The sequence below is a fragment of the Pseudomonas sp. 478 genome, from assembly GCF_003254125.1.
In the GTDB taxonomy this organism is placed as follows: domain Bacteria; phylum Pseudomonadota; class Gammaproteobacteria; order Pseudomonadales; family Pseudomonadaceae; genus Aquipseudomonas.
Genome location: NZ_QKZG01000006.1, coordinates 279,079 through 295,480, shown reverse-complemented (window position 1 = coordinate 295,480; position 16,402 = coordinate 279,079). Strand labels below are relative to the sequence as shown.

The following is a 16,402-nucleotide window of genomic DNA, read 5'->3' as shown; positions in this document are numbered from 1 at the left end:
TTCAGTCCTGGCGAATACGCTGCTTGAAGGTCCGCGCGATGGCCTGCACGCCGGGTCGGTAATCCGATTGCTCAATGGCGGCGAGGGCCAGTTCCAGCGCTTTGTCGGCGATGAGCTGATGCTGCTGGGCCATGGCGTTGACCGGCAGCGGCAGGAAATCCAGCAGCTGCGTGTCGCCGAAGGTACCGAGGCGCAGCGGGCGGGTTTTGAGCGGGAAGTCGTGCAAGGCATCGAATACGCCCTGAAGCAGCACGTAGGACGTGGTCAGCAGCGCATCCGGCAAATGGCCCAGACGCTGTAGCAGTTCTTCCATCAACTGTTTGCCGCATTCACGGCTGAACGACTCGCCGTGTTCGATCAGTACCTCGCCTTTGAACCCGTCCAACGCGTCTTTGAAACCGCCCGCCCGCTCCTGGCTGATGCTCAATTCAGGGCGTGCGCCGATCAGTGCGATCTGTTTGGGCAGCGGGTCCAGTAGACTGCGGGTCAGTTGCAGGCTGGCCTCGCGGTCATCACTGATCACCGAACAGAAATGTTCAGGCTCCATGACCCGGTCGATCGCGATGATCGGAATGCCCTTGGCCTGCAATTGGCGGTAGCTGTCATCGCCGGCCGGCAGGCAACTGGCAACGATCAATGCATCGCAGCGCCGGGCTCGGAACAGTTTCAGCAATTGCCGTTCGCTGTCCGGCGCATCATCGGAACTGGCGATCAGCAGCTGATAGCCGCGAGCCCGGGCGCCTTGTTCCAGCAGTTTGGCGATGCGCGCGTAACTGGGGTTTTCCAGGTCCGGCAGAATGAAACCCAAGGTGCGGGTGTGCCGACTGCGCAGCCCGGCAGCTTGGGGATTGGGCGTAAAGCCATGTTGTTCGACGACCGCGCGCACGCGCTCGACGGTGGCACTGCTGATACGTTGTTGTTCTGCCTTGCCATTGATGACGTAGCTGGCGGTGGTAACGGACACACCGGCCAACTGGGCGATATCACTGAGTTTCAACCCGGTTTTTCCTTGTTTTTTCGAGCTTGCCTCGACATTTTCGCCAATCCTACCCGATTAAGGCAGACGACCATCGTCGCGACGCATCCGACAATTGGACTTCAAGGATGAGACATTATCGAGTAACGTGCCAATCATTCTAGATTAAACGTTTCAGCAAGCGTATTTTCTACGTTATGGGCTCCTTTGCCGGTTCTGCCGCGAAACCGCCAAAAGTGATGACTAAGGGCCTAAGCTGAATCATTCAAAACAATACCTGGCGTCACAAGACGCCAAAAAGGAGAAAGCATGCTCGAGCTCACCATAGAGCAGATATCCATGGGGCAATCGGCTGTGGATAAGTCCGCAGCGTTGCACCTGCTGGCGCAGCATCTGGTCACCGATGGCCTGGTGGCCGAGGGTTATCTCGCCGGATTGCAGGCGCGCGAAGCCCAGGGCTCGACCTTTCTCGGTCAAGGTATTGCCATCCCCCACGGTACGCCGGAAACCCGCGATCTGGTGTTTTCCACCGGCGTGCGACTGATGCAGTTCCCCGAAGGCGTGGACTGGGGCGACGGTCAGATCGTCTACCTGGCGATCGGTATTGCGGCCAAATCCGACGAACACCTGCGCTTGCTGCAATTGCTGACCCGTGCCCTCGGCGAAACCGACCTGGGCCAGGCGCTGCGCCGCGCCAGTTCCGCCGAAGCCTTGTTGAAACTGCTGCAAGGCGCGCCGCAAGAACTGGCGCTGGATGCCCAGATGATCGGCCTCGGTGTGTCCGCCGATGACTTCGAAGAGCTGGTCTGGCGCGGTGCGCGTTTGCTGCGTCAGGCCGATTGTGTGAGCAACGGTTTCTCTGCCGTGTTGCAGCAGGTCGACGCGCTGCCCCTGGGCGATGGCCTGTGGTGGTTGCACAGCGAGCAAACGGTCAAGCGTCCGGGCCTGGCCTTCGTTACGCCGGACAAACCCATGCGTTACCTCGGCCAGCCGCTCAGCGGTCTGTTCTGCCTGGCCAGCCTCGGTGAGGCCCATCAGGCCTTGCTCGAACGCCTTTGTGCGTTGCTGATCGAAGGTCGCGGCCACGAATTGGGCCGCGCCACCAGCAGCCGTAAGGTTCTCGAAGTCCTGGGCGGTGAGCTGCCAGCCGATTGGCCGAGCGCTCGCATCGCGCTGGCCAACGCCCACGGCTTGCACGCGCGTCCGGCGAAAATCCTCGCGCAACTGGCTAAAAGTTTTGAAGGTGAAATCCGCGTACGCATCGTCGATGGCCAGGACAGCGCGGTGTCGGTGAAGAGCTTGAGCAAACTGCTCAGCCTCGGCGCCCGTCGCGGTCAGGTGCTGGAATTTGTCGCCGAACCGAGCATCGCCGCCGATGCCCTGCCAGCCTTGCTGGCCGCCATCGAAGAAGGCCTCGGTGAAGAAGTCGAGCCGCTGCCAGCCGTGAGTCAGCAGCGCGAAGTGATCGCCGATGTGGCCGAGGTAATCCTCGCGCCAGCCTCCGGCAGTCTGGTTCAGGCCATCGCTGCCGCACCGGGCATCGCCATCGGCCCGGCGCACATTCAAGTGCTGCAAACCATTGATTACCCGCTGCGCGGCGAGTCTGCCGCGATCGAGCGCGAGCGTCTCCAACAGGCGTTGGCGGACGTGCGTCGCGACATCGAAGGCCTGATCGAACGCAGCAAGTCCAAGGCCATTCGCGAGATTTTCATCACCCACCAGGAAATGCTCGACGACCCGGAATTGACCGATGAAGTCGATACCCGTCTCAAACAGGGCGAAAGCGCCGAAGCGGCGTGGATGGCGGTGATTGAAGCGGCGGCCAAACAACAGGAATCGCTGCAGGACGCCTTGCTCGCCGAGCGTGCCGCCGATTTGCGCGATATCGGCCGTCGGGTATTGGCGCAGTTGAGTGGCGTCGAAACCCCGAGCGAGCCTGAGCAACCGTACATTCTGGTGATGGATGAAGTCGGTCCATCCGATGTCGCCCGCCTTGATCCGGCGCGCGTCGCCGGCATCCTCACCGCCCGTGGTGGCGCCACCGCGCACAGTGCGATTGTCGCCCGGGCCCTCGGTATTCCGGCGCTGGTCGGCGCCGGCCCGGCCGTGTTGCTGCTGGCACCGGGTACGCCGTTGCTGATTGATGGCCAACGCGGTCGCCTGCACGTGGACGCCGACGCGGCGACCTTGCAGCGTGCCACCGAAGAGCGCGATACCCGCGAGCAGCGTTTGAAAGCCGCCGCCGAACAACGCCATCAACCGGCACTGACCACTGACGGTCATGCAGTCGAAGTGTTCGCCAACATCGGCGAAAGCGCGGGCGTGACCAGCGCGGTGGAGCAGGGCGCCGAAGGCATTGGCCTGCTGCGCACCGAACTGATTTTCATGGCCCACTCGCAAGCGCCGGACGAGGCGACTCAGGAAGTCGAATACCGTCGCGTCCTTGATGGCCTGGCCGGTCGGCCGCTGGTGGTGCGCACCCTCGACGTTGGCGGTGACAAACCGCTGCCCTATTGGCCGATCGCCAAAGAAGAAAACCCATTCCTCGGCGTGCGTGGTATTCGCCTGACCCTGCAACGTCCGCACATCATGGAAGCGCAATTGCGCGCGTTGCTCCGTGCGGCGGACAACCGTCCACTGCGGATCATGTTCCCCATGGTCGGCAGCGTCGACGAATGGCGCCAGGCCCGGGACATGACCGAACGTCTGCGTCTGGAAATTCCGGTTGCCGACCTGCAATTGGGGATCATGATTGAAGTGCCGTCGGCTGCATTGCTGGCGCCGGTGCTGGCCAAAGAGGTCGACTTCTTCAGTGTCGGCACCAATGACCTGACCCAATACACCCTGGCCATCGACCGTGGTCATCCAACCTTGTCGGCCCAGGCTGACGGTTTGCACCCGGCAGTGCTGCAATTGATCGACATCACCGTGCGCGCGGCGCATGCCCACGGCAAGTGGGTCGGCGTATGCGGCGAGTTGGCGGCCGATCCGCTGGCGGTGCCGGTGCTGGTCGGTCTGGGTGTGGACGAGCTCAGCGTGTCGGGTCGCAGCATTGCCGAGGTCAAGGCGCGGGTTCGCGAACTCAGCCTGGCCCAGACCCAAATCCTTGCCCAACAGGCCCTGGCCGTGGGCAGCGCCAATGAAGTGCGCGCACTAGTGGAGGCCCTGTAATGGCCAAGATCCTGACCCTGACCCTCAACCCGGCGCTGGACCTCACCGTCCAGTTGCCGCTACTTACCCCCGGCCAAGTCAACCGTAGCGACGAGATGCACACGCATGCCGCCGGTAAAGGCGTGAACGTGGCACAAGTGCTGGCGGACCTTGGGCATCAGCTCACGGTCAGCGGTTTCCTCGGGGAGGATAACCTTCAAGCGTTCGAAACCCTGTTCGCCAAACGCGGCTTTGTCGACGCGTTCATCCGTGTACCGGGGGAGACGCGCAGCAATATCAAACTGGCGGAAAGCGATGGGCGCATCACCGACATCAACGGTCCCGGCCCCTTGGTCAGTGAAGCCGCGCAGCAGGCGTTGCTTGATCGACTTGATCAAATAGCGCCCGGTCATGACGCGGTCGTCGTTGCCGGCAGCCTGCCTCAAGGCATCAGTGCGCAGTGGTTGCAGGCGTTGATTGTGCGCTTGAAAAATCTCGGTTTGAACGTGGCGCTGGACAGCAGTGGCGAAGCCTTGCGGGCCGCGCTCAATGCCGGTCCGTGGTTGATAAAGCCGAACACCGAAGAGCTGGCCGACGTGATGGGCTGCGAGATGGTTTCGGTCGCGGCACAGGCGGAAGCCGCGAGCCGCTTGCATGCTCAAGGCATCGAGCACGTGGTGATCTCCGACGGCGCCGATGGCGTGAACTGGTTCAGTGTCGGCTCGGCGATGCATGCCACGCCGCCCAAGGTCAGTGTCGTCAGCACCGTGGGCGCAGGCGATTCGTTACTGGCCGGCATGCTCCACGGTCTACTCAGCGCCGACACGCCTGAACAGACCCTGCGCACCGCCACGGCGATTGCCGCGATGGCGGTCACCCAGATCGATTTCGGTATTGGCGACGCCACGCAGTTGGCGCGGCTCGAACAGGGCGTGCGCGTGCGCCCCCTGACAGAACAATAAGAGGGTTTGTCATGAAGTTAGCCATTGTTACGGCCTGCCCGAACGGCATGGTCACCAGTGTGCTGTGCGCCCGTTTGCTCGACGCGGCGGCCCAGCGTCAAGGCTGGAGCACCAGTGTCGAAGTCAACGATGCCGCGCACCCTGAACGCCAATTGTCGGCGGCCACGATCGAGGCGGCCGAGTGGGTATTGCTGGTGACCAGCGCGCCGGTGGATATGTCGCGATTCGTCGGCAAGCGGGTGTTCCAGAGTACCCCGGCGCAAGCCCTGCAAGATGTTGAAGCGGTGCTGCGTCGCGGTGCTGAAGAGGCTCAGGTTTACGTCGCCCCCGAAGCCGTGACCGAGCCTGCCGCGCTCGTGAAAAACGCTCCGCGTCTGGTCGCGATTACCGCGTGTCCGACCGGCGTCGCTCACACCTTCATGGCCGCTGAAGCCTTGCAGCAAGCGGCCAAGCGTCTGGGCTACGACCTGCAAGTGGAAACCCAGGGCTCGGTCGGTGCGCGCAACCCGTTGAGTGCAGAGGCGATTGCCGATGCGGACGTGGTGCTGCTGGCCTGCGATATCGAAGTCGCTACCGAGCGTTTTGCCGGCAAGAAGATTTACCGTTGCGGCACCGGCATCGCCCTCAAACAAGCCGAAGCGACGCTGAACAAAGCGTTGGCCGAAGGCACGCAGGAAACTGCTTCGAGCGGTGCGAAAGGCCCGGCCAAGCAAGAGAAAACCGGCGTCTACAAACACCTGCTGACCGGCGTGTCGTTCATGCTGCCGATGGTGGTGGCGGGTGGTCTGATGATCGCCTTGTCGTTCGTGTTTGGCATCACCGCGTTCAAGGAACCGGGCACGCTTGCGGCGGCGCTGATGCAGATCGGCGGCGAGACCGCGTTCAAGTTGATGGTGCCGCTGCTGGCGGGTTACATCGCCTACTCGATCGCCGACCGTCCGGGCCTGGCGCCGGGGATGATTGGCGGTCTGTTGGCAAGCACTTTGGGCGCCGGTTTTATCGGCGGGATCATTGCCGGTTTCATCGCCGGTTACGCGGCGCAGGCGATCAACCGTTATGCGCGCTTGCCACAAAGTCTTGAGGCGCTCAAACCGATCCTGATCATCCCGTTGCTGGCGAGTCTGTTCACCGGTCTGGTGATGATCTACGTGGTCGGCAAACCGGTAGCCGGAATGCTCGAAGGGCTCACGCACTTCCTCGACAGCATGGGCACCACCAACGCGATTCTGCTCGGTGTATTGCTGGGCGGAATGATGTGCGTCGACCTTGGCGGGCCGATCAACAAAGCCGCGTATGCGTTCTCGGTGGGGCTGCTGGCGTCGCAAAGTTATGCACCGATGGCCGCAACCATGGCGGCCGGCATGGTGCCACCGATTGGCCTGGGCATCGCTACGATTATTGCGCGGCGCAAGTTCGCCCAGACCGAACGCGAGGCCGGTAAAGCGGCGTTGGTGTTGGGGCTGTGCTTCATCTCCGAAGGCGCGATTCCGTTTGCCGCGAAAGACCCGCTGCGGGTGATCCCGGCGAGCATTGCCGGTGGTGCGCTGACCGGTGCGTTGTCGATGTATTTCGGCTGCAAACTGATGGCGCCGCACGGCGGGTTGTTCGTGCTGGCGATCCCGAATGCGATCAACCATGCGCTGCTGTATTTGCTGGCGATTGTGGCTGGGAGTTTGCTGACGGCGGTGGTTTATGCGGTGGTCAAGCGACCGGAAGTCGTTGAGCTGGCAATAGAGCCCGTCAGCGCCTGACACCTACCCCTTGTAGGAGCCGAGCTTGCTCGCGATGACGGTGTATCAGTCACCATTTTCGGTGAATGTTAAACCGCTATCGCGAGCAAGCTCGGCTGCCACAAGGGATCTGCTGCACCGGCAGATTTCTGTGTCATGTCCGATAACGTCGTCATGCTTCATTTTTCTTTGAATCCCGGCAAGCCCTGAGCTGCACGCCATTCCTTGATTTTGCGTGTGATGCCTTCTGCCGAATCATCAGCATCGTCTTCCGGGTAGAAGATCAAATCAGAGCCTGCGGGATGCCCACATATGGTGTTGAAGTGATGCACAAGCTTGTTCTCTTCCTCTTCGCTTTCATCGTTCCCCAGGATGCGTTGAAGCATCCCAATGAATTCTTCTTCTGTGTAATCTGAAACACTACTTTTTATGGTCATTGCCTGTCCTCCCGGTGAATTTCGACGTGCCGCTTCGGTGTAACTACTGAGAGATTGTCCACGTCATAAACTGCACCTCCATTCTTGATGTGCTCAATATGATGTATTTCGTAGCGAGCGTTTTCTCCGTTGTGTTCCGGCCTTTGGGCAAATGGTGCTTTGCCATTCAAGAGCTTGCTTCTGTTATTCGGTTTGAACTGGTTGAATAGCTCGGGATCATTTCCAACGGCAGTCCAAAATGCGGCCCTGAAAGTGTCGAAGTCTCTGAATTTTTGTCCTCGTAGCACATCAGCAATCCGAGTTGGAATGGGGGCGCCTAGCCCGGTGCCAGCCCCAGCAAGCCAAATCCCTGCCACATCCTCACCCACCCCCGTAACACCACCCGGCTCATACCGAGCGTTGAGCACGATGTAAATCGGCTTAAGCCCGGCATCCGCCGGAAACCAGATAATTGCATCCTGATACTCGGGCGGATGCTCCGGGTTCACCAGTATCTTGTTGGCCTGCTCGGTGGGTGGGTAGACCCAGATCGTCGGCAGCGGTGGGGCGCCTTCCAGGGCAGGGACCTTGGGGGCGTCGTCAGGATCTGCCGCGGGCGTCCAGGTCAGGCCGATGCCATTGCCGATATCGGCGACAAATTGCTCGCCTTCCTTTTTTGCCTTGATGACCGGGACAAACTCCCAGTCTTTTTTCCCGCCTGTGTAAAAGCCGTAAGCGTTGACTGAGCCATCCGGCAATGTCTTCACGTTGATGCGCACACGGGTTCGCCCCGCATCCAGCGCCGCGTATTGCTCGTTTTTGTAGAAGGCGCTGTCGGGTGAAAGGCTGGTGTTCGGCATTAATAGCGCAACTGTCCCGACCGCGGTACCAGTCGCCACAACGGCTGATCCTGTTAGTAGACGCAGTGCTAGCGAACCGCCGAGACGTTGGGCAATGGCACCGCCTGTTGCTGAGCCTCCCACCAGTTTCAAGGGAATCCCTTCGGCGGTGATTGCTGCGCCGGTGCCAAGCACGGCCCACAACCCGTAGTCAGCCAGTTTCTCGACGGGGACAAAACCGGCCGGGTTGTCGTGATTGATGACGCCGTCGGGGAGGTTGCAGCTTTTGGCGAATACGCAGCCTCGTGGGGCGAACTGTTTGCTCTGTTCGACTTCTTTGAAGATGCGATCTTCATAAGCCTGTTGCCGGGCGAGCATGTCGTCGTAGGTCTTTTGCCTCGCCTCACGCTCGGCTAACTCAGTCGGGGTCATGTCTCGCAGGTAACGGTATCCAATGCCCGAGCCGCCGCCACCAGTGCTGTGTTCCCAGACTTGCGGGATGTCCTTGTCGCGTGCCATTGGCGTCCTTTTTCGCGTGTGTCCGGAGCAGCCTCGAACTTATCCAGGGCGCTCGGGTATTGGCGTTAGGACGTTTCCTAAAAGCGGCGCTGAAATTTCCTATTTCATGGTGTTGCAGGGGGCTGTGGTGGCGAGTCAGCATGACCGCGTTATCGTTCATCGCGGGCAAGCCACGCTCCCACAAGGGATTTGCGGTGTTGGTTAATTTTTGTGTCATGTCTGAGTCACACGTGCATGCTTAAGTTTTCCTTTTCAGGGAGAACACCATGAGCGAATTCGACCTCGGCCGTCGTCGTGTCATACAAGCCGTCGGTGCCGGGCTGTTGTTGCCTGGCCTGGCACCAGCGGTGATTGCCTCGGTCAAGGATCGGCCGCAACTCACCGATGGCGTGCAGTCCGGCGACGTACTGGGTGACCGGGCGATGATCTGGAGCCGATGTGATCGTCCGGCGCGCATGGTGGTGGAATGGGACACCCGCAGCCTGTTTAGCAACCCCCGTCGTTTTGTCTCGCCATTGGCCGTGTCCGATACCGACTTCACTGCCCGGGTCGAACTCACTGGACTGCCCGCCGACCAGGCGATTTTCTACCGCGTGCACTTCGAAGACGCCCAGAGCGGCGTCACCAGCGAACCCTGGTTCGGCCACTTGCGCAGCGTGCCGCAAACCGGTCGCGACATCCGTTTCGTCTGGAGCGGCGACACCGCCGGTCAGGGTTTCGGGATCAATCCGGACATCGGCGGCATGCGCATCTACGAAGCCATGCGTTTGCGCCTGCCAGACTTCTTTATCCATAGCGGCGACACCATCTACGCCGACGGTCCGATACCTGCGCAGCTCACCACAGAGAGCGGCCGCGTGTGGCGCAACATCACCTCTGAAGCCAAGAGCAAAGTCGCCGAAACCCTCGACGACTATCGCGGCAATTACCGCTACAACCTGATGGACGAAAACATCCGCCGCTTCAACGCCGAGGTTCCGCAGATCTGGCAGTGGGACGACCATGAAGTGGTCAACAACTGGTCGCCGGGCAAGCAATTGGATGATCGCTATAAGAGCAAAGATATCCACAGCCTGGTTGGTCGCGCGCGTCAGGCCTGGCTCGAATACGCACCGATGCGGTTGCAGAGCGCCGATGGCGGCGGGCGGATTTATCGCAAGCTCGGTTATGGGCCATTGCTTGATGTGTTCGTGCTCGACATGCGCAGCTATCGCGGGGCCAATGATGACAACCTGGGCGCCGCTAAACCTTTCCTTGGCCGCGAACAACTGGACTGGCTCAAACTTGAGTTGAAGGCCTCCAAGGCCCAGTGGAAAGTCATCGCCGCCGACATGCCCATCGGCCTCGGCGTACCGGACGGTGAAGTCAGCCCCGGCGTGACGCGTTGGGAAGCGGTGGCCAACGGCGACCCGGGACCGGCTCAGGGCCGTGAACTGGAAATCGCCGAACTGCTGGGTTTCTTGCGAGCGCAGCAGGTACGCAACTTTGTCTGGCTGACGGCGGATGTGCATTACTGCGCCGCGCACCATTACCACCCGGACCGTGCGGCGTTTCAGGATTTCGAACCGTTCTGGGAGTTTGTCGCCGGGCCTTTGAATGCGGGGAGTTTCGGGCCTGATTCGCTGGATAAGACCTTTGGTCCCGAGGTGGTGTTCGAGAAAGCACCACCGGCACAGAACACCTCTCCGTTTGCCGGGTTTCAGTTTTTTGGTGAGGTGAATATTGATGGGCAGACGGGGGAGATGAGTGTGGTGTTGCGGGATCTGGATGGGGTTTCTGTTTTCGAACAGAAATTGCAGCCAGTCTGATAGAACCACCCCTCACCCCAGCCCTCTCCCCAGAGGGGAGAGGGGGAAAGGGAGCAGATTTGTGTTGTTTTCGAAACCTGAGTTCGACTCGATTTTTCAGGTCGACGTGTAACGTGAGACACCTCGGTCAGTCCCCTCTCCCTCTGGGAGAGGGTTAGGGTGAGGGGGGATTTAAGATCAGAATCACGACGTTCGATTCACAGCAAACCTCAGGATCTGCTCAAGCACTTCACTCATCCGCTCAATTACCTCTAGATTGCTAAACCGCACAACCTCAATACCTTGCTGCTGAAGGTAAAGCGTTCGACGCCGGTCATGTATTTTTGCCGCCGTCTCGTAATGCTGACCACCGTCCAGTTCGATGGCCAACTTCAGTTCCACGCAATAAAAATCCAGGAAGTACGGCGGGCATGGAAACTGCCGACGAAATTTCAGATTGGCGATTTGCCGGGCGCGGAGTCTTTGCCAGAGCAGCAGTTCGCAGTCGGTTTGGTGGGTACGCAGGTGGCGGGCGAATTGGCGTTGGTTGGGAGTGGGGCGGGTGGGCATGCTTCACGTCCGTGTGAAGGGGGATGGAGGTTTTACTGTAGCTGAGGTTTTGTCCTTTGCCTGTAGAACCACCCCTCATCGGAACGCCGCCCGCCCATCCCTCTCCCCACGGGGGAGAGGGGGAAAGGGAGCCGATTCTCATCGTTTTCAAAGCCAGAGTTCGACTCGGAATTTCAGGTCGATGTAACTCTAAGAACACCTCGGTCAGTCCCCTCGCCCCTTGGGGAGAGGGCTAGGGTGAGGGGCTCTTTCAGTAGACGTCACGCCGATACCGACCTTGCTCGATCAACCGGTCGACCTCTGCAATTCCGAGTATTTCGTTGAGCACGTGATCCACGCCTGAAGCCATCCCTTGCAAGCTGCCGCAGATGTAAATGACCGCACCCTCGGCCAGCCATTTTTTCAACTCGCCCGCCGACTCGCGCAGTCGATCCTGCACGTAGATCTTCTCGGCCTGATCCCGCGAGAACGCCAGGTCCAGCCGCTCCAGATCCCCCGAAATCAACCACTCCTCAAGCTCATCGCGACACAAGTAGTCATGCTCACGATTGCGTTCGCCGAACAACAGCCAATGACGTTGCTGGCCATCGGCGATCCGCGCCTTGAGCAAACTGCGCAGCCCGGCCAGGCCGGTACCATTGCCCAGAAGGATCATCGGCACCGGCTCGGTCGGCAAGTGGAAACCGCTGTTGCGCCGCACGCGCAGGCTGATGGTGCCGCCCACCGGGGCGTGTTCGGTCAGCCAGCCGGAGCCGACGCCCAGGCTGCCGTCGGGATGCAGTTCCTGACGCACGATCAGTTCGAGGATGCCATCGGCGGCGATCGAGGCGATGGAGTACTCGCGCATGGCCAGGGGCACCAGCGCGTCCACCAGAGCCTGGGCATGCAGGCCGACCAGGTGAGCTCTGTTTTCCGGCAGTTGTCGACTGGCGAGGGCTTGCTCCAGTGGTTGCGACAGGCCATCGAGCGCAACCGTGGCCCGACCGTCAATGCCCAGGCCATCGAGGAAATGTTCGATCGCCCACGGACAATTGCGCGGCAATACTTCCACCAGATCACCGGCCAGCCAGCTGCTGGTGGTGGGGGCGGTGAGACCGAGCAGGTAAACGCCTGAACCGCTGCTGTCAGGATTGAGCAGCTCACGGCGGGTCAGGTTCCAGTTGTCATAGCTTGGCGCTTGCCAGGTGTCCACGGGTGCCTGTCCGGTCAGCAGGCCCAGTTGCTGCTGCCAGTGACGCAAGGCGTAAGGGTCGCCGCTGTCGACCTCTACCGGCGCGAACAGGGTCTTGCCGCCGTGCTTGCCGAGCCACGTGTGCAAGCGTCGAGCGAATCCGCAGAAGTGCTGATACTGCCGATCACCGAGGCCGAGCACGGCGTAGTTCAGGCTTTCCAGGCTCAACGTACGGCCCAGCACTTTGCGCTCAAACCCTCGGGCGCTGTCCGGCGCTTCGCCGTCGCCGAAGGTGCTGACGACGAACAACGCATTGCTGGAATCTCGCAAGTCTTGCTCGCTGACGTCCGCCAGCGGCTGAACCTTCACCGGCAGGCCCGCAGCCTGTAATTGCCCGGCGGTCTGCCACGCCAGTTGCTCGGCAAAGCCGCTCTGGCTGGCGAAACCGATCAGCCATGCAGGCGCTTCGCTACCCTGTTGTGCGAGGCCTTTGCGGGCATCCTTGATCTGTTTTTTCTTGCTGCGACGATCGAGGTACAACAACCAGCCAGTGACGAAAAACAGCGGCATCGTCAGCGCGCTGATCGTCAGGATGATCCGCCCGATGATTCCGAAATAGCTGCCGACGTGCAGCGCGTAAATGCTGGTCAGCAGTTGTGCCTTGAGGCTCTTGTCGCTGTAGCGATCATGCCGCGCGACGATACCGGTCGCCGGGTCCAGCGTGATCTGGTTCAGCGCCCGGTCGTGGGGCGAGCTGTTCAACAGGTAGAACACGGTGGCCGGTTGTCCGGCCACGGGCGGCATGCGGATGTTGTAGGCGCTCAGTGCCGGGCCGGCAGCGCTGTAGATGCTGCTCCACATCGCGGCGTAATCGGCGGTGGGGGCCGGGCCGCTTGGCGCAGGGCCGCGACCGCTGCGGGCGCGCTCGTTCTGCGGTGAGTCGGAAAGCAATCGGGTCAGGCCCTTGTTGTACCACTCATAGGACCAGGACAAACCGGTGAACGCGGCCAGGAGGTAAAACACCAGGCACCAGGTACCGGCCACCGAGTGCAGATCCCAGTTGAAGCTGCGGCCTTTTTTCTTCCAGTCGAGGGTTAGCCAGGCACGCCAGCTTTTCCACTGACGCGGCCAGCGCAGGTACAGGCCGGACAGGCAGAAGAACAGCAGAATCAGCGTGCACGCGCCGGTGATTTGCCGACCGGTATCGCCCATGGCGAGGAAGCGGTGCAGTTGCAGCATCAGGCCGAAGAAATCCTGGCCAGTGGCGTCGCCCATGAACTCGGCGGTGTACGGGTCGAAGTGGCGCATCTGCCCACGTCGTTCGCCCGGTGGCGGGGTAAAGATCACCCGCGCGGCGTTACCGCTGTCGGTTTCGACCCAGAGCATCGAGACTTTCTTGCCCGAGGCACCCTCGATTTTTTCCACCAGTTCGGCGGGCGGCAGGACGCCGGCGACCTGCTTCTCGACCTGCAACACAGAAGGGTTCAGCGCACGCAGGATTTCATCCTGAAACGACACCGTCGCCCCGGTGATGCCCATCAGGGCCAGGACCAGTCCGGCGCTGATGCCGAAAAACCAGTGCAACTGGAACAGGGTTTTCTTCAACACGTCACTCGCCTTGTTCGTTCGAAAATAATGATCACGGCGCGCATTATGCCGTGGGTTGTCGAGAAACATTCTTTATTACGCACAAAAGCCCCGTTCATAGAGATGAACGGGGCCTGTCGCTGATTTCAGTTTCCATTCTCAACTGTAGGAGCACAGCTTGCTCGCGATGACGGTGTGTCAGCCAACATCAATGTTGAATGTGCCGGCGTCATCGCGAGCAGGCTCGCTCCCACAGGATCAGAAGTGGAAGTTGGCGCTCAACAGGGCAGTGCGACCCGCCGCCACGTGGGCGTAGTGCGTCTGGAACACCTGGTCGAAGTAACGCTTGTCGGTCAGGTTCTGCACGTTGAGTTGCAGGTCGACGTTCTTGGTCAGGGCGTAGCTGGCCATTGCGTCGTAGCGCCAGTAGGACGGGATCTCCACCGAGTTGGCGATGTTGCCGAACTGCGAGTCGACGAACGTGGCACCGGCGCCGACGGTCAACTTGTCCGGCACCAGGTCGTAGGTCGACCAGAACGTGAAGTTATTCCGTGGGGTACTTGGCATGTGATTGCCTTCATCGGCGGCGAGGGTGGTTTTGACCACTTCGCTTTCCATGTAGGTGTAGCCGCCGAAGACTCTCCAGTTACGGGTCAGCTTGCCGCTGTAGCTCAGTTCCAGACCATTGACCCGCTGCTCGCCGTCCAGCACTTGCGTGGTGGCGCCATCCGGATCGTTCATGCGCGCGTTGGTTTTTTCGGTGCGGAACAGTGCGGCGGTCAGCGACAGGTCGTCACCGAAGAAATCCCATTTGGTACCGATCTCGTAGTTGCGGTTCTTTTCCGGGTCCAGATCACTGTTGTTCGCCGCCAGTTCCAGACCACCGTTGCCGCTGGTTTCACCGGACGGGTTGCTGGAGGTGGAGTAGGCCGCGTAGATGCTGCCGTTAGGCAACGGGTTGTAGACCACGCCGATCTGGTAGTTGACCAGGTCGCTGGTGTTCTCACGGGAGAAGTCGTTCGCTGGCGCGGTGCTGCTGGCGTTGGCGTGGCCGCTGGATTTGACCTGGTAGTTGTCGTAACGCAGGCCCAGGTTCAGGGACCATTGCTCGTTGAACTTCAGTGTGTCGAACACGTAGGCCGCAGCGGTTTTGGTGTCGGTGTCGGTGAACGCGGCGCTGTCGGTGATCGAGCCGTTCCAGTGATCCCCAGGCGTCGGGTTCTGCAGGCTGGTGCAGTCGCCAGAGTTGAACAGGGCGCGGTTGCAGCGGGTGCCGCTAGCGGTCGAGGTCAGGATGTACGGGCGGTTGTGGGTATCTTGATAGGAAAACTCAAGGCCGGTAACCAGGCTGTGCTCGATGGCGCCGGTGTTGAATCTGGCGCTCAGGTCGGTCTGGTTGATCCAGCCGCTGGACGTCGAGTTACGGCTTTTCGCGCCGCGATACACGCTGCCAAGCGCCGCGTTGCCCTTGCTGTCGTCCGGGTTGGTGACGATGTAATCGAGTGTCGAACGGGACATGCGGAAGCTGTTCGACACGGTCAGGTCATCATTCAGATCGTGTTCGATCTTGATGGTGCCGCTGTCGTTGCTGGTCTGGCGATAGTCGCGACGGGTGAGGCCGTAGAAGTTGTCACGATCGACATGCACAGGCTTATCGACGTTGTACTTGCTGCGGTTGGGGCTCAAGGTCAGCGGGAGGCCGTAGTCGGGCATGTCGTCGGTTTCGACGTGGTAGTAGCCGACGGTCAGGCGGGTGTCGGTACCCAGGCCGAACGCGAAGGAAGGTGCCACGCCCCAACGGCTGACATCCACGGCATCACGGCCGGCGACGTTGGCTTCGTGCTTCATCAGGTTCAGACGAAAGGCCGAGGTATCGGTCATCTGCTGGTTCAGGTCGAGGGTGGTGCGCTTGGTCTGGTCCGAGCCCCAGGTGAAACCGCCGTTGTAGGAATTGCCCAGTTTGGCGGTCTTGCTCACCAGGTTCAGGCTGCCACCGGTGGAACCGGCGCCGGTGAAGGCTGACCCCGGGCCCTTGCTGACTTCGATCGATTCTATGTCGAAGATCTCGCGGCTCTGGGAGGCCGGGTCGCGCATGCCGTCGATAAACACGTCGCTTTCGGCGTTGAAACCTCGAATGATCGGACGATCGCCGGCCGGGTTGCCGCCCTCGCCGGCACCGAACGTGATGCCCGGTGTGGTGCGCAGCGCGTCGACCAGGCTGGTGGCGCCCGTGTCGCGAATCACTTGTTGTGGAATCACGGTGACGCTTTTCGGCGTTTCGCGCAGCGGCGCGGTGTATTTCTTGTTGGCCGAGGTATCAGTCTTGTAGGAAGTCTCATCCTGGGCTTCGCCGTTGATAGCGGTAGCGCCCAGGGAAATCACGTTGCTCGGTGCTTTTTCGTCGATCTTTTCAGCCGCGAAAGCCATGTGGCCCGCAGAGCTGGCAGTGATCGCCACGCCAATTGCAGACGCGAGCAAGCGCGGTGAACTGACCGGTAATTGTGGTTGTTGGCGTGACATGAGAATTCCCCTCCCCAAGGATTTGAGGTCGCGGAATATAGGGTAAACAGGTATTTGTATCAATTGCGAAACGTTACTATTCGCGACAAATTTACATTCTTTACAATTTGCCCTGCTGTCTCGTTTGTCTTGGGGGTTTTACATGGGCAATAAGAATCAATACCATTGGCGCCCC

The 16,402-nt window shown here is 60.6% G+C and carries 10 protein-coding genes; 4 read left to right on the top strand and 6 right to left on the bottom strand.

Features of this window, described 5'->3' with window-relative positions:
• Position 1 precedes the first annotated feature (1 nt).
• Positions 2-997 carry a catabolite repressor/activator gene (cra, locus tag DFS28_RS15115; RefSeq protein WP_111450454.1) on the bottom strand — a complete coding sequence of 332 codons (996 nt, stop codon included), beginning with the start codon at positions 995-997 and terminating at the stop codon, positions 2-4.
• Positions 998-1,285: 288 nt separating this feature from the next.
• On the opposite strand from cra, the gene ptsP reads away from it, so the two are divergent.
• Genes ptsP through DFS28_RS15100 form a run of 3 tightly spaced genes read left to right on the top strand, consistent with a single transcriptional unit; the run spans position 1,286 to position 6,839 of the window.
• Complete coding sequence (gene ptsP, locus DFS28_RS15110) at positions 1,286-4,147, top strand: phosphoenolpyruvate--protein phosphotransferase (protein WP_111450453.1); 2,862 nt, start codon at positions 1,286-1,288, stop codon at positions 4,145-4,147.
• Complete coding sequence (pfkB, locus tag DFS28_RS15105) at positions 4,147-5,088, top strand: 1-phosphofructokinase (RefSeq protein ID WP_111450452.1); 942 nt, start codon at positions 4,147-4,149, stop codon at positions 5,086-5,088. Before ptsP ends, pfkB begins: the two co-directional genes overlap by 1 nt.
• An 11-nt stretch (positions 5,089-5,099) precedes the next feature.
• Positions 5,100-6,839 (top strand): PTS fructose-like transporter subunit IIB, encoded by a 1,740-nt coding sequence (locus tag DFS28_RS15100; RefSeq protein ID WP_111450451.1) that lies wholly within the window; start codon positions 5,100-5,102, stop codon positions 6,837-6,839.
• Positions 6,840-6,997: 158 nt separating this feature from the next.
• On the opposite strand, the gene DFS28_RS15095 is transcribed toward DFS28_RS15100, so the two are convergent.
• Both DFS28_RS15095 and DFS28_RS15090 read right to left on the bottom strand, forming a co-directional pair.
• The gene (locus DFS28_RS15095) at positions 6,998-7,255 is read right to left on the bottom strand and encodes a bacteriocin immunity protein (RefSeq protein ID WP_111450450.1); all 258 of its coding nucleotides are present in this window, start codon (positions 7,253-7,255) and stop codon (positions 6,998-7,000) included.
• Entirely contained in the window at positions 7,252-8,592 is a 1,341-nt protein-coding gene (locus DFS28_RS15090) for an S-type pyocin domain-containing protein (protein WP_256596884.1), read from the bottom strand. The genes DFS28_RS15095 and DFS28_RS15090 overlap by 4 nt, the downstream gene beginning before the upstream one ends.
• 266 nt (positions 8,593-8,858) lie before the next feature.
• On the opposite strand from DFS28_RS15090, the gene DFS28_RS15085 reads away from it, so the two are divergent.
• Entirely contained in the window at positions 8,859-10,400 is a 1,542-nt protein-coding gene (locus DFS28_RS15085) for an alkaline phosphatase (RefSeq protein WP_111450449.1), read from the top strand.
• A 183-nt stretch (positions 10,401-10,583) separates the two neighbouring features.
• On the opposite strand, the gene DFS28_RS15075 is transcribed toward DFS28_RS15085, so the two are convergent.
• The 3 genes from DFS28_RS15075 to DFS28_RS15065 all read right to left on the bottom strand — a co-directional run bounded on the left by DFS28_RS15075 (position 10,584) and on the right by DFS28_RS15065 (position 16,227).
• Positions 10,584-10,949: an endonuclease domain-containing protein gene (locus DFS28_RS15075; RefSeq protein WP_111450447.1), complete on the bottom strand. Its 366-nt coding sequence runs from the start codon at positions 10,947-10,949 to the stop codon at positions 10,584-10,586.
• A gap of 250 nt (positions 10,950-11,199) precedes the next feature.
• Entirely contained in the window at positions 11,200-13,728 is a 2,529-nt protein-coding gene (locus DFS28_RS15070; RefSeq protein WP_111450512.1) for a sulfite reductase flavoprotein subunit alpha, read from the bottom strand.
• 237 nt (positions 13,729-13,965) lie between these two features.
• The gene (locus tag DFS28_RS15065; protein WP_111450446.1) at positions 13,966-16,227 is read right to left on the bottom strand and encodes a TonB-dependent siderophore receptor; all 2,262 of its coding nucleotides are present in this window, start codon (positions 16,225-16,227) and stop codon (positions 13,966-13,968) included.
• Positions 16,228-16,402 lie beyond the last annotated feature (175 nt).